This is a genomic window from Ornithinibacillus proteolyticus (genome assembly GCF_039581225.1).
Taxonomy (GTDB): Bacteria; Bacillota; Bacilli; order Bacillales; family Amphibacillaceae; genus Ornithinibacillus; species Ornithinibacillus massiliensis.
Genome location: NZ_JBCPXV010000029.1, coordinates 1 through 14,411, shown reverse-complemented (window position 1 = coordinate 14,411; position 14,411 = coordinate 1). Strand labels below are relative to the sequence as shown.

Sequence of the window (14,411 nt, the reverse complement as noted above, 5' to 3'; positions counted from 1 at the left end):
CATCAGCTTTGTTACCGATGATCAAACCTATACGGAACGTTATACAGAGATGAAATTTGCTATTGACCGAGTAAAAAGGATAATAAAACAAGATATGTTCTATGTTTTTATGGTAATGTATTAGTAGGGTGTTTTAATCCATATAAATGATTAGAGTATCCTTTAACAGCATTGTGTAAAGATTTATTTACAATATCTATCCATTATTTAATTTATAACGATTTCATTGTAATATTAAGATAAGGTAAATGGTAGCATAGAAGAAATGGGGAATTGATATCATGAATGAACATGTTCTTATTGTAGATGATGAAATGTCTATCGTAACATTACTAAAATTCAATCTCGAGAAAGCTGGATTCACAACGGATGTTGCCTATGACGGACTGGAAGCAATTCGGAAAGCGGATAAGAATACATATGATTTTATTATTCTTGATTTAATGCTTCCAGAAATGGATGGCATTGAAGTCTGTAAGCATTTAAGAAGAAATCATATTGATACACCCGTTTTAATGTTAACTGCTAGAGATGAAGAGTTCGATAAAGTACTAGGATTAGAAATAGGTGCGGATGATTATTTAACTAAGCCATTTAGTCCAAAGGAAGTAATTGCTAGAATTAAAGCAATCTTAAGACGGACCAATGTTTCTGTAACGAGTAATGTGAAAAATATAAAAGTAGGAGAATTAACGATTTTCCCTGAGCGATATGAAGCAGAGAAGAATAATCAGGTACTTAGTTTTACACGAAAAGAATTTGAGTTATTACATTATTTAGCAACACACAAGGATAAAGTGTTATCAAGAGATCAATTATTATCTGCTGTTTGGGATTATGATTTTGTTGGAGATACTCGTATTGTTGATGTTCATGTTAGTCATCTAAGAGAAAAAATTGAGCCCAATACGAAAAAGCCGATTTACATTAAAACAATTCGTGGGTTGGGTTATAAAATGGAGGATCCAACGTGAGGTTTTTGTCCTTAAAACCAGTACTACGCTACGCGTTAATTATCTTATTCATTGTGGTCGCAACAGGTGTAGTATTTAGCTTTTTTATGAGCAATTATATTGTGTTATTGTTAGTACTTTTAACAGAATTTATCGTTCTCATGATGATGCTGCATTATGTATTTGATAAATATGTTAAACCAATTCAGAAGGCCACCAATACGTTAGATGAATTAGTGAAAGGTAATTTTCGTGCGAGAATGCATCATCCAGTTTCTGGTAGTATGGCGTCCTTATTGATGCAAATTAATAAACTTGCCAGAAGTCTCAGTGAACTGTCCATTAATGAGAAGATGCAAGCAGAACAATTAACGACTGTAATAGAAAATATTCAAAGTGGATTAATCCTAATTGATGAAAAAGGCTATATTCATTTAGTCAATAGAAATTTCCTAGGTCTCTTTAGTAACAAGAAGGAACGAGATTATATTGGATATTTGTATTATGATGTATTAGATCATGAGAAAATCCATAAAACGATTCAACAGACCTTTTTGTATGAAGAAAAGGTGAAGGATTCCCTTATTATAGAAAATGGTCATAAGCAATATTTTGAAATTATTGGTGCACCTATCTTTAATGAGAAGAACATGTTAAAGGGTGCAGTTATTGTATTATATGACATTACCGAACTGAAAAAACTAGAAGCAATGCGTAAAGATTTTGTTGCAAATGTATCACATGAGTTAAAAACTCCAATTACTTCTATAAGAGGCTTTGCGGAGACATTACTGGATGATAACAATTTACAGGATGTGGATACAGCAAAACAATTTTTAAGTATTATTAATGAAGAAAGTAAACGACTACAGATGTTAATTCAAGACCTATTATCTTTATCGAAGCTAGAAAAGGATGATTCCAAAATAGAATTAGCGACAGTACGCTTCTCTGAATTAGTTGATGAAGTAATTCCGGTTATAAATCAACAAGCTGAAAATAATGGGATAACACTTCATGTTGGAAGTGGAGATAATATTGAATTTAAAGCGGAACATTCTGGAGTGAAGCAGGTTATGATTAACCTCTTAGTAAATGCAATTAGTTACACGCCAAAGGGTGGAAGTGTAACATTATTAGCAGAGGAACAAGAGGAATATATTCATTTGCAGGTAAGCGATACTGGTATCGGAATACCTAAAGAATCACTGCCAAGAATATTTGAACGCTTCTATCGTGTCGATAAAGCTAGAAGTAGAAATACTGGCGGAACTGGACTTGGCTTAGCAATTGTCAAACATATTGTAGAACTCCATCAAGGGAAAATAGAAGTAGAAAGTGAAGTAAATGAAGGAACGACTTTCCATGTGTACTTTCCGAAGCGATAATGCAAATACCCCAGATAAATAGATTTGGTCTATTTATCTGGGGTATTTTGTTAAGAGAGACCAGATTTTAGATGATTAGAGAGGGAATAACTTTCAATACCTCCTATTATGATTGAAAACCGCAATGAATATTTATCAGACTGATACCAGAAGTACGGATAAGCATATTGCTGGAATGGGTAGATGGCAAACTAGAACAATATAGTCTTATACCTCATAAATATCTGGACGCCTATCCTGAAGAATAGGAATAGTATTTCGCACTTGATGAACTTGATTAAGATCAATGTCTGCATGGATAATTGTTTCTTCTTCTCCAGCCTCAGCTATAATTTCTCCCCATGGGCCAATAATCATAGAGTGACCACCGAACACATTGTTAGGATCGGAGCCAACACGGTTACAAGCAACAACAAAGCATTGATTTTCAATAGCACGACTAATTAGAAGTGCCCTCCAATGATCAATCCTGACTTTTGGCCATTCGGCTACTACGTAGAGAATTTTGCTATCATTTAACATGTGAGTCCGAACCCATTCTGGGAAACGAATATCATAGCATATAATCCCAGCGCTTTGATAGCCTGCAAGTTCAAAATTACCGTTACCATTACCTTCAATAAGATGTTTATCTTCATCCATCAAGCGAAATAAATGGGCTTTATTATATTCTTTTACAAGCTGACCATCTTGGTTTACGACGAAAAGTGTATTGGTAAAGCTATCATTTACTTTTTTGGCAATCGAGCCCGCAATGATATTGGTTTGGTATTGTTTGGCAAGCTTAGATATGAACCCAATGGACTCTTTGCCATCATCAGCTAATTGATGTAAGCGAGTTAAATCATATCCTGTCGTCCATAACTCTGGCAATAATACGACATCAGCGTTATTGGCTTTGAATTCTTTAAATAACTGTGTCACACGCTCATAATTAGCTTGAGGATTACCAAATGTAATATCCATTTGGATTAATGATATAGTTAATCCCATTATACCACCCCTACCTATTTAATTTTTCGACAGTGCGTATAGCGGCTTCTACTGTCGCAGGGTCAGAAACGCCCATAAGATGAATGGATTCACCAGGTTTGGTTGCACCCTGTGCAATAGTTTTAATTGCTTCTTCCTGGTTGCTTACTATACCTAATTCTGCAAGAGAAGTAGGCAATTTTAGCTTTTTGTAATATGGAAGTAAAAATGAAATCTCATCTAATCGTTCTTCCAATGCTAATTGGGTCAATACACCAAAGGCAACTTTATCCCCATGCAAATGTTGGTGGGTCTCATGGATGAGAGTAAGGGCATTATGTATCGAATGAGCACCTGATATTCTACCGTAATGATCGCCATACCCACCGACCATTCCACCTACCATGATGATTGTTTCGGTGACTCGTACTAGTTCTGGTGTTATTTTATGTGCCAAAATGGCCTCAATTGCATTGTCACCATTTTCAAGTAGTACATCTCTGCATAAGCGAGCAGCGTGTAGTGCGATATCTACTGCTAGCGGCTTTGGTGTAAGCTTACGTGTTAAAACATCTGCTTCATACCATTTCGCTATGGTATCCCCAATACCTGCACGTAGATATGCAACTGGAGAATCGACTATAATTCTAGGATCAAGTAACACCATGTACGTGCTTTGTGGAAAAACGATATACTCTTTAAAGTTACCTTTTGTATCATAGAAGACACTTAACGGTGTCCAAGCAGCACAATTTGATGCTAGCGTAGGGATGAGGATTACTGGTAAGTTTACTTTTGCACCTGTTGCTTTGGCGATATCTAGTATCTTGCCACCACCAACCCCAATAATGACATCGGTTTCTATATCATTTGTAACACGTGCGATTCTATCAACTTCTTCATGGGTGCAATCCCCCTGATAATTTATATAAGTTGCTGGTTGTGTTAGCTCGAAATAAGGCTTTGCTGCTTTCCAAGAAGCATTTCCGTGTATTACAGTTGGATGATAAAACTGATGCTCATCTAGTAGACTTGATATTTGGTCAAGCACACCTTCATAACCTAAATATAAATTTGGTGAACCTTTTACATGAATGGCCTGCATCTTTTTCTCCCCTTTGTATCCAAAAATAACCTCTCTTCAAGAGGAAGAGAGGTTATTTCTATACTCCTCCTCTTATCTTGCAATGTCATACTTGCAGGATTTAGCACCGTGTTGAATTTTCAACCGGTTGCCGGGTTTCATAGGGCCAGTCCCTCCACCTTCTCGTGATAAGAGTTTTATATTTACCGAATTATCTTTATATGTGAACGATTATCCCATTGGTTGATCATCATGTCAATAATCAATTTTTAAAACAGTCGTACTTGTTCTTCCTTTCCTAACTAAGTGTACTATTGGTTAATTGGAAAGTTTATGACCATTTGTCTAGCAGAAAGTGCTTTACAAATTTCATGATAATGACTATAGTTAGTTACTAGAATTTGACTGACTTTTCAGGAGAGTGGATGAAATGTATCACTTTGAACAATCAAAATTACTACAAAGATTACCAGAGCAGTTCTTTGCATCTTTAGTTCAAAAGGTTCAAAGATTAGCAAGTCAAGGACACGATATTATCAATTTAGGGCAAGGAAATCCTGACTTACCAACTCCAAAACATATTATAGAGGAGTTAAAGATAGCTGCAGATAACCCTAATTATCATAAATATTCGCCATTTCGTGGACAACAATTTTTAAAAGAAGCAATTGCGGAATTTTATATGCGAGAATATCATGTGGAAATAGACCCAAATAAAGAGGTTGCAATTTTATTTGGTGCTAAAACTGGCTTAGTCGAGATTAGTCAATGCCTGCTCAATCCTGGTGACTTAGCCCTATTGCCAGATCCAGGATATCCGGATTATATGTCCGGAATTGCTATGGCAAATGCAGATATTGCATTAATGCCATTGAAAAAAGAAAATGGTTTCTTACCGAATTATTCTGCAATAGAAAAGGACACACTTGACAGAGCAAAGTTAATGTTTTTAAATTATCCTAATAATCCAACTGCGGCAATAGCAACTAAAGATTTCTTTGATGAGACCGTTATGTTAGCTAACGCGCACAACATTTGTGTGGTTCATGATTTTGCATATGGTGCCATCGGTTTTGACGGGAATAGACCACAGAGTTTTCTGCAATCTGAAGGTGCTAAGGATATTGGAGTAGAAATGTATACCTTGTCCAAAACCTATAATATGGCTGGTTGGCGAGTTGGTTTTGCGGTAGGGAATCAGTCGGTTATTGAGAGTATAAACCTTATTCAAGACCATCTTTATGTTAGTTTATTTAGTGGTATTCAACAAGCTGCCGCAAAAGCACTATTAGGGAGTCAAGAGAATGTTTCGGAACTTGTTCACATTTACGAAGCTAGACGTGACAAGTTTATCGAGAAGCTCCATGATATCGGCTGGAAGGTTGAAGCACCAAAAGGGACTTTTTTTGCCTGGTTACCAGTTCCAGAGGGGTATACGTCAGAGCAGTTCGCAGATTTATTACTAGAGAAAGCACATGTCGTGGTGGCTCCAGGAAATGGTTTTGGCGAGAGTGGCGAAGGTTATGTACGACTTGGCTTACTTGACCATGAAGATCGTCTTATAGAAGCGGCAGAGCGAATCGGGAGCTTAAAAATTTTTCGCTAGCCAATTCAATCGAAGGATTTGAAAATAAAAAATGAATAAAATTTACTAAATTTCGTTGACAAATGGAAAGCACGAGATTAATATAATATCTAACGTAAAATTAAATATAAATTATTTATCTTATCCAGAGTGACCGAGGGAACAGGCCCGAAGACGTCACAGCAACCTTCTTCGTGAGTGGTGCTACCTCCTGCAGAATGCTATCATTCTGAAAGATAAGGATTGAATCTATCTATTCAAAACTCTCTTTCAGGTGCAAAGAGGGTTTTTTTTGTTATTTAACAAGAATGTTAACGGAGTGAGTAATTTGAAGTGTGGTGGAGCAAATGATTAAGCTGGAACACGTTAGTAAGGTTTACAAATCGAAGAAAAGTACTGTTGTTGGTGTTGATGATGTCTCCTTATCTATTCAAAAAGGAGAAGTATATGGAATTGTTGGCTATAGTGGTGCAGGTAAAAGCACGTTGATTCGCTGTATGAATATTCTGGAACGACCTACCTCAGGGAAAGTAATCATAGACGGAGTTGATTTACTACAGCTTTCGAAAAAATCTCTACGTGAGGCTAGACAAGCGATCGGGATGATTTTTCAAGGGTTTTACTTAGTAGCATCGAAAACGGTTTTTGATAATGTTGCTTTCGCATTAAAAGCCGCAGGTGTAGAAAAGAGCAAGCGAAGAGAACGTGTATTGGAATTGCTTGAGCTAGTAGGGCTTTCTGATAAGGCGAACCACTATCCAGCACAATTAAGTGGTGGACAGAAGCAACGAGTAAGTATTGCTCGTGCATTAGCCAATAATCCAAAAGTATTATTATGTGATGAAGCGACATCAGCACTTGACCCTAGTACGACTAAATCCATTCTAAATCTATTGAAAAGAATTAATCAGGAGCTTGGGATAACAATAGTTATTATTACTCATGAGATGGAAGTAGTGAAAGAAATTTGTGATAGATGTGCTGTCATGCAAGATGGAAAGATTATAGAAGAGGGACCTTCCTACGATATCTTTTCCCAACCGACTAAACCATTAACAAAGCAGTTTATCAAAAGTGTGTTAGATTTTGAATTGCCACAAAAGCTACGTGATGCATGTGCTGGAGTGTTAGTTCGACTGCAATTTAGAGGGAATCTTGCAAGTGAAACTGTCGTGTCCGATATGCTGCAAAGCTTTAATGTAAGAGGAAATATTCTTCATGGAAAAGTGGAATATATTAAGGAGACGCCATTGGGGATTTTTATTATGGAATTAAATGGCGAGGAAACGGAAGTTAATCATGCGATTGATTATTTAAAAAATCGCATCCAGCAAGTAGAGGTGATCAAATAAAATGGCCGATTTTTTAACTAGAATCGTAGAGTTATTACCAGAATTAAATACAGCATTTCTTGAGACTTTAATTATGGTCGGGATTGCGTTACTTGTCGCTGTTTTCCTCGGGTTACCAATAGGAATTCTATTATATGTAACAGACCAAGGGTTATTTCTAGAAAATCGATTTTTAAAATTATTAGTTGGGATCGTGGTTAACTTAGTACGATCTGTTCCGTTTATTATTTTATTAGTATTCTTATTGCCGTTTACTAAGCTACTTGTGAATACAACGATTGGACCACTAGCGGCCTCAGTATCGTTATCAGTAGCTGCCATTCCATTTTATGCCAGAATAGTAGAATCATCGGCAAGAGAAATTGATAAGGGGGTTATTGAAGCGGCAGTTGCCGTAGGTGCATCACCTTGGATGATCATAAAAGATATTATCCTTCCAGAAGCTAAACCGGGTCTTATTAGTGGATTAACCATTACTTGTATTAGTTTAATAGGATATTCGGCAATGGCTGGCACTGTAGGTGGTGGCGGGATAGGAGATTTAGCTATTCGATATGGATACTATCGCTATGATGATACCGTCATGTTTACTACCGTTATTATATTAATTGTATTAGTTCAATTCGTACAGTACCTTGGTGATTTTCTAGCGAAAGCTTTTAATAAACGTTAAGTAGTAAGTGAAAAAACAATTTTAGGAGGAAACAAGTTATGAAAAAATATTTAGTAGCGATAACAGCATTTTTATTTATACTTCTTCTTGCTGCATGTGGATCTGAATCAGATGGAGATAAGAAAACAATTCAATTCGGGGCAACTACCGGGCCTTATAGTGATATGGTAACAAAGGCAATTGCGCCATTATTAGAGGAAAAAGGATATGAAGTAAAGAATACAGAGTTTAGTGATTACATCCAACCAAATAATGCGTTAGCTAATGGCGATTTAGATGCTAATTTATTTCAACATAGTATATATTTAGATGCCTTCGCGAAGGAGAATAAGTTAGATTTATCATCGGTTATTATCGTTCCAACTGCGCCAATGGGGTTATACTCAAATAAATATGATAGTATTGGGGATATTGAAGAAGGAAGTACTGTTGTAATTGCCAATGATCCAACTAACTTAGCAAGAACATTAGTAATGCTACAGGATGAGGGGCTAATTACGATAAATGAAGAAGTAGATCCCCTAACTGCATCAGTAAAGGATATTGAAGAGAATCTAAAGAATTTAAACTTTCAAGAAATTGAAGCGGGACAATTACCACGTGCTGTTGAAAATGAAGATTTAGCCGCTGTTCCAGGAAATTTTGCACTGGCAGCAAACTTGAATCTTCTTGATGCATTAGCTTTAGAGAATATGCCAGATGAGTACCGTAATGTTGTAGCCGTAAAAACAGAGGATTTAGAATCGCAGTTTGTTCAAGACATCAAGGAAGTCATTGAATCAGAAGAGTTTGAAGCAATTATAGATGAAGAATTCCAAGGCTTTGGTAAGCCTGAATGGATGCAAAATAGATAATGTAAAAAGAGTGCCTTGGTACTTCCTCAAAAACATTAGTGTTCTACTCTAACGGTTTGGAGGGTACCCTTTAGGTGCTCTTTTTTTACGTGTTCTAGCTTAAATGGTAAAATAGATGAAAAGTGTGATACGGACAAGGAGGAATACCAATGACAAAGAAATTGGTTTTGATAGATGGAAACAGTATTATTTACCGTGCTTTTTTTGCATTACCACTGCTGAATAATGATAAAGGTGTCTACACCAATGCGGTATATGGATTTACAACCATGTTACTTCGTATTTTAGAGGAAAAGAAGCCAACCCATATGCTTGTTGCCTTTGATGCCGGTAAAACAACCTTTAGACATAGCACGTATAAGGAATATAAGGGTGGTCGTCAGAAGACACCACCAGAGCTATCTGAGCAATTTCCACTAGTGAAGGAATTACTTAATGCATTTCAGATTCGTCATTATGAGTTAAATCAATATGAAGCAGATGATATTATTGGAACATTAGCAAAGCAAGCAAAAGAACAGAACGTTGAAGTAGAAGTCATTTCAGGTGACAAAGATATGCTTCAGCTAGTATCTGATAACGTTACGGTTAATGTTACAAAAAAAGGAATATCTGATGTAGAGGCGTATACACCACAATACCTATTTGAGAAAATGGAGATAACACCAGAGCAAATTATTGAATTAAAATCACTAATGGGTGATAGCTCCGATAATATTCCAGGAGTTCCTGGTGTAGGAGAAAAAACAGCAACCAAACTATTAAAGCAATATCAAACACTGGATAATTTATATGAGCATTTAGATGAGGTTAGTGGGAAGAAATTAAAGGAGAACCTAACGAACCATAAAGAGGATGCTTTCATGAGTAGAGAACTCGCAACCATTAATTGTGATTCACCAATAGAAGTGTCTATTAATGATTTGTCCTATGAAGGTTATCCGAATCAAGATGTGGCTAATTTATTCAAGGATTTAGGATTCCAGTCGCTATTAGATCGGGTCGGCTCAGAAGATATAGTAGAAGAAACGGAAGAAGAACTAGAAGAACTAAACTATACGATAGTAAAAGAGATTACTTCGGACATGTTTACCGGTGAAGAAGCGTTAGTAATTGAAATGCTTAGCGATAGTTACCATACCGCACCAATAGAAGGAATTGGCATAACCAATCGGGAAAAGGCTTATTTTATACCAACTAATGTAGCGCTAGAGTCAGAGGAATTTAAAAAATGGGCAGAAAATCCAGCTAATAAGAAAGTTGTATTCGATGCCAAACAATCCGTAGTTTCTTTATTAAAGAAAGGGATTCACCTAAAGGGAGTTAGATTTGATGTACTGCTTGCATCCTATCTTCTAAATCCTGCCGAAAATAATCATGATATTCCGGCTATTGCGCATAGATGGGGATTCAAGTCTGTTCGATTTGATGAAGAGGTATATGGTAAAGGTGCAAAGATGAAGATTCCAGAGCAAGAGACGCTCGCAGAACATATTGCACGTAAAACCAATGTGCTCATAAAGCTTGAGGAAAAGATGGAAGAAGAATTACGTGAACATGAGCTGTATTCCTTACTCAAAGAATTGGAGATGCCATTAGCATTAATTTTAGCGGAAATGGAGCATACAGGTGTACTGGTTGATGTTGCAAGATTAGAGGAAATGGGAACAGAATTGAAGCAACGATTAGCGGAAGTAGAACAGGAGATATACGAATTAGCTGGAGAGAAATTCAACATTAATTCTCCTAAACAGCTAGGACCAATCCTCTTCGAAAAACTTGGATTACCGGTTATTAAGAAGACGAAAACTGGCTACTCTACTGCAGCAGATGTGTTAGAGCAGTTAGAGCCTCAACACGAAATTGTTTCGAAAATACTACTTTATCGCCAATTAGGTAAGCTTCAATCTACGTATATTGAAGGGCTACTAAAGGTAGTCGATAAGAAAACGAGTAAAATCCATACCCGTTATAATCAAGCTTTAACACAAACTGGGCGTTTAAGCTCGATTGATCCTAATCTACAAAATATCCCGATTCGAATTGAAGAAGGACGCAAAATTAGACAAGCATTTGTTCCTTCGAAAAAGGATTGGATTATGTTTGCAGCGGATTACTCACAAATTGAATTACGTGTACTAGCCCATATTGCGAAGGATGAAAAATTAATTGCTGCTTTTAAAAATGGGGAGGATATTCATACGCAGACAGCAATGGAAGTATTCCATGTGGATAAAGATGATGTAACTTCGAATATGCGCAGACAGGCCAAGGCTGTTAACTTCGGAATTGTCTATGGTATTAGTGATTTTGGGCTTTCTCAAAGTCTTGGAATCACTCGTAAAGAAGCGAAGCAATTCATCGAACGTTATTTGGAAAGCTATCCTGGAGTCAAAGCCTATATGGATGACATTGTACAGGAAGCGAAGCATAAAGGCTATGTGACAACATTGATGCATCGGAGAAGATATTTACCTGAGATTACGAGTAGAAACTTTAATTTAAGAAGTTTTGCAGAAAGAACGGCTATGAATACACCAATCCAAGGTACTGCAGCTGATATCATAAAGAAAGCAATGATTGATTTGCGTGAAAAACTACAAGAAGAAAAGATGCAAGCACGCATGCTACTTCAAGTTCACGATGAATTAATTTTAGAAGCACCAAGGGAAGAACTTGAGAAACTGAAGGAAATTGTTCCAGCTATGATGGAGAATACAGTCGAGTTAAATGTTCCTTTAAAAGCAGACTATTCTTATGGTGATAGCTGGTATGATGCAAAATAAGGAGAAATTGAAATGCCAGAGCTACCAGAAGTAGAGACAATACGTAACACATTAAAACGATTTGTATTAAATCGTACGATAGAGGATGTAAAGGTTTATTGGGGGAAGATTATCAAGAAACCAGATGATGTGGAACATTTTAAACAGCTTTTAATCGGACAAACCATTCATGACATAAAACGGAAGGGCAAGTTTCTGTTGTTTGAATTAGATGATTATACACTAATTTCTCATTTGAGGATGGAAGGGAAATATAGTGTACACTACAAGGATGAACCGGTGAAAAAGCATACCCATGTCATCTTTTCATTCACTACTGAGGAAGAACTAAGGTATAATGATGTTCGTAAATTTGGAACGATGCATATTGTGAAAAAAGGGGAAGAGCTACTGCAGAAGCCTTTGGTTCAGCTAGGGCCTGACCCGTTTGACAAAGCATTTACAGCAGAGTATTTTTATAAAAAGCTAAAGGCAACGAACCGTTCCATTAAGTCTGTATTATTGGATCAGACGATTGTAGCCGGATTAGGCAATATTTATGTGGATGAAACATTATTTAAAGCGAGAATTCATCCGTTAAAAAAAGCAAATAAATTAACCAAAAAAGAAGTACAAGAAATTCGCAAACAAGCCATAAGTACTATAGAAGAAGCGGTAGCACAAGGTGGGACAACCATCCGCTCCTATGTAAATAGTCAAGGGGAAATGGGGATGTTCCAACAGGAATTATCCGTTTATGGTCAAGATAATAAGGCATGTCCGTCTTGTGGGAAACCAATTACCAAAATGAAGGTTGGCGGTCGTGGGACACATGTTTGCTTGAATTGTCAAAAGCTCTAAAGGAGAATATACGATGTCTATTGTTATTGGATTAACAGGAAGTATCGCTAGTGGAAAGAGTGCGGTTGCCGCTATGTTTAAGGAACTACTAATTCCAGTAATTGATGCAGACCAAATTGCAAGGGATGTAGTAGAACCAGGGGAATCCACTTTACAAGCTATTGTTAATGAATTTGGTCATGATATCCTACTACCAGATGGAAGCCTTGATCGGAAGAAATTAGGAGCCATTATCTTTTCCGATACGGATAAACGCGCTAAATTAAACGCGATTGTACATCCAGCTGTTAGGAAAAGAATGCTTGAACAGAAGGAGCATTTTTTAGAGAACGGTGCAACATGTGTTGTCATGGACATTCCATTATTATTTGAAAGTAAACTAACCCATATGGTGGATAAAACACTAGTTGTCTATGTAGATGAGGATGTTCAACTACAAAGACTTATGAAACGAGATCATTCCCAGAAAGAAGAGGCATTACAGCGAATTCAGTCACAAATTCCATTAAAGGAAAAGGTAAAGCTGGCTGATGCAGTCATTGATAACAATGGGACGTTAGAACATACATTGGAACAGCTGCAAGATGTGCTGAATCAATGGGGAATACCATGCTAATAAAAACTCAAAGGAGATAAAAATCCTTTGAGTTTTTTTATATATATGCTTCCATTTTTAATCAAATGTGTTATACTATATTTGAATTTTGAATATATAGTATATCATAATCGTATCAGGAGGACTAATGATGGGGAAAACTCGAATTGCTATTAGTGGATTAGGAAGAATTGGGAGAATGGTATTTAGGCAAGCCATTACTGATCCAAACTTAGAGGTTGTAGCGGTTAATGCTAGCTATCCTCCAGAAACATTAGCACACTTAATCAAGTATGATAGTGTCCATGGACCGTTTAATGAAGATGTAAAAGCAGTTCAAGATGGACTTGAAGTATACGGAAAACGAATCGAACTGGTTAATTTCAGAGAACCGGATAAATTACCTTGGGCTAAATTTGAGATTGATGTTGTAATTGATGCAACTGGGAAATTTAAGACAAAAAAAGATGCAGGCTTACATTTAGAAGCTGGAGCTAAAAAAGTTGTTATTACAGCACCAGGTAAACAAGTAGATAAAACGATTGTAATGGGGGTAAACCATCATGATTATGATGAATATCATGATGATGTGATCTCGAATGCATCATGTACAACAAATTGTTTGGCCCCTGTGGTGAAAGTGTTAGATGAAAACTTTAAGATTAAAAATGGATTAATGACGACCGTTCATGCCTTTACGAATGACCAAAAAAACCTTGATAATCCACATAAGGATCTTCGTCGGGCACGAGGATGTACACAATCCATAATCCCAACTTCAACAGGTGCAGCGAAAGCATTAGGTGAAGTATTACCACATCTTAAAGGGAAATTACATGGTATGGCACTGCGAGTTCCTACTCCGAACGTGTCGTTAGTCGATTTAGTAGTAGATGTAGAAGAACCTGTTACAACCGAAATCGTAAATAATGTATTCCGCAATGCCGCTGCGAATGAATTGGCAGGAATCATTCAATATAGTGATCAACCATTAGTATCGATTGACTATACGACTTCTGATTATTCGGCAATCATTGATGGATTATCCACCATGGTAATGGAGGATAATAAAATAAAAGTGTTAGTATGGTATGACAATGAATGGGGTTATTCAGCAAGAGTGATTGACCTTGTTAACTATGTTGGAAGCTTTATAAAAGCGAAAAATGTATCCGTTTCCTAAATGAATATACTTATGATTAGGAGGCTGGGACAAAACCCCAGTAAATTAATATAAGCATGGTCCTTACCAACGTTTTAACGGTAAGGACCATGCTTATTATTTTTTGCACGCAATTTTCTGATATTAAAGTAAACAAAAAGGACACC

12 protein-coding genes and 2 riboswitches are annotated in these 14,411 nt (G+C 36.7%); of the genes, 10 read left to right on the top strand and 2 right to left on the bottom strand.

The window, feature by feature from the left end:
- Positions 1-281 precede the first annotated feature (281 nt).
- Together AAIB49_RS13550 and pnpS are read left to right on the top strand one after the other, a co-directional pair.
- Positions 282-974, top strand: coding sequence for a response regulator transcription factor (locus AAIB49_RS13550; RefSeq protein WP_343458332.1), 693 nt, complete (start codon positions 282-284; stop codon positions 972-974).
- Positions 971-2,341 (top strand): two-component system histidine kinase PnpS, encoded by a 1,371-nt coding sequence (gene pnpS / locus AAIB49_RS13545; protein ID WP_343458331.1) that lies wholly within the window; start codon positions 971-973, stop codon positions 2,339-2,341. Before AAIB49_RS13550 ends, pnpS begins: the two co-directional genes overlap by 4 nt.
- A gap of 207 nt (positions 2,342-2,548) precedes the next feature.
- On the opposite strand, the gene AAIB49_RS13540 is transcribed toward pnpS, so the two are convergent.
- Together AAIB49_RS13540 and AAIB49_RS13535 are read right to left on the bottom strand one after the other, a co-directional pair.
- A complete protein-coding gene (locus tag AAIB49_RS13540) occupies positions 2,549-3,334 on the bottom strand; it encodes a carbon-nitrogen family hydrolase (RefSeq protein ID WP_339214359.1) in 786 nt (261 codons plus the stop codon).
- A 10-nt stretch (positions 3,335-3,344) separates the two neighbouring features.
- A complete protein-coding gene (locus AAIB49_RS13535) occupies positions 3,345-4,418 on the bottom strand; it encodes an iron-containing alcohol dehydrogenase family protein (protein ID WP_343458330.1) in 1,074 nt (357 codons plus the stop codon).
- Positions 4,419-4,487: 69 nt separating this feature from the next.
- Positions 4,488-4,592: riboswitch (SAM riboswitch) on the bottom strand.
- 235 nt (positions 4,593-4,827) lie between these two features.
- Here AAIB49_RS13535 and AAIB49_RS13530 point away from each other — a divergent pair.
- From AAIB49_RS13530 to AAIB49_RS13495, 8 genes are all read left to right on the top strand, one after another.
- On the top strand, positions 4,828-6,003 hold the full coding sequence (locus tag AAIB49_RS13530) for a pyridoxal phosphate-dependent aminotransferase (protein WP_343458329.1): 1,176 nt from the start codon (positions 4,828-4,830) through the stop codon (positions 6,001-6,003).
- 117 nt (positions 6,004-6,120) lie between these two features.
- A riboswitch (SAM riboswitch) is annotated at positions 6,121-6,225 on the top strand.
- Between the two features lie 104 nt (positions 6,226-6,329).
- Positions 6,330-7,334, top strand: coding sequence for a methionine ABC transporter ATP-binding protein (locus AAIB49_RS13525; protein WP_343458328.1), 1,005 nt, complete (start codon positions 6,330-6,332; stop codon positions 7,332-7,334).
- Between the two features lies 1 nt (position 7,335).
- On the top strand, positions 7,336-8,007 hold the full coding sequence (locus tag AAIB49_RS13520) for a methionine ABC transporter permease (RefSeq protein ID WP_339214364.1): 672 nt from the start codon (positions 7,336-7,338) through the stop codon (positions 8,005-8,007).
- 38 nt (positions 8,008-8,045) lie between these two features.
- A complete protein-coding gene (locus tag AAIB49_RS13515; protein WP_339214365.1) occupies positions 8,046-8,861 on the top strand; it encodes a MetQ/NlpA family ABC transporter substrate-binding protein in 816 nt (271 codons plus the stop codon).
- Between the two features lie 149 nt (positions 8,862-9,010).
- Complete coding sequence (polA, locus tag AAIB49_RS13510) at positions 9,011-11,647, top strand: DNA polymerase I (protein WP_339214366.1); 2,637 nt, start codon at positions 9,011-9,013, stop codon at positions 11,645-11,647.
- Between the two features lie 12 nt (positions 11,648-11,659).
- A complete protein-coding gene (gene mutM, locus AAIB49_RS13505; protein WP_339214367.1) occupies positions 11,660-12,487 on the top strand; it encodes a DNA-formamidopyrimidine glycosylase in 828 nt (275 codons plus the stop codon).
- A gap of 13 nt (positions 12,488-12,500) precedes the next feature.
- On the top strand, positions 12,501-13,103 hold the full coding sequence (gene coaE, locus AAIB49_RS13500) for a dephospho-CoA kinase (protein WP_339214368.1): 603 nt from the start codon (positions 12,501-12,503) through the stop codon (positions 13,101-13,103).
- Positions 13,104-13,233: 130 nt separating this feature from the next.
- A complete protein-coding gene (locus tag AAIB49_RS13495) occupies positions 13,234-14,265 on the top strand; it encodes a glyceraldehyde-3-phosphate dehydrogenase (RefSeq protein WP_343458327.1) in 1,032 nt (343 codons plus the stop codon).
- Positions 14,266-14,411: the final 146 nt, after the last annotated feature.

Coding starts and splice junctions, on each gene's coding strand:
- AAIB49_RS13550 (WP_343458332.1), top strand. CDS start 282: ATGAATGAACATGTTCTTATTGTAGATGATGAAATGTCTATCGTAACA.
- AAIB49_RS13540 (WP_339214359.1), bottom strand. CDS start 3,334: ATGGGATTAACTATATCATTAATCCAAATGGATATTACATTTGGTAAT.
- AAIB49_RS13535 (WP_343458330.1), bottom strand. CDS start 4,418: ATGCAGGCCATTCATGTAAAAGGTTCACCAAATTTATATTTAGGTTAT.
- AAIB49_RS13530 (WP_343458329.1), top strand. CDS start 4,828: ATGTATCACTTTGAACAATCAAAATTACTACAAAGATTACCAGAGCAG.
- AAIB49_RS13525 (WP_343458328.1), top strand. CDS start 6,330: ATGATTAAGCTGGAACACGTTAGTAAGGTTTACAAATCGAAGAAAAGT.
- AAIB49_RS13520 (WP_339214364.1), top strand. CDS start 7,336: ATGGCCGATTTTTTAACTAGAATCGTAGAGTTATTACCAGAATTAAAT.
- AAIB49_RS13515 (WP_339214365.1), top strand. CDS start 8,046: ATGAAAAAATATTTAGTAGCGATAACAGCATTTTTATTTATACTTCTT.
- polA (WP_339214366.1), top strand. CDS start 9,011: ATGACAAAGAAATTGGTTTTGATAGATGGAAACAGTATTATTTACCGT.
- mutM (WP_339214367.1), top strand. CDS start 11,660: ATGCCAGAGCTACCAGAAGTAGAGACAATACGTAACACATTAAAACGA.
- coaE (WP_339214368.1), top strand. CDS start 12,501: ATGTCTATTGTTATTGGATTAACAGGAAGTATCGCTAGTGGAAAGAGT.
- AAIB49_RS13495 (WP_343458327.1), top strand. CDS start 13,234: ATGGGGAAAACTCGAATTGCTATTAGTGGATTAGGAAGAATTGGGAGA.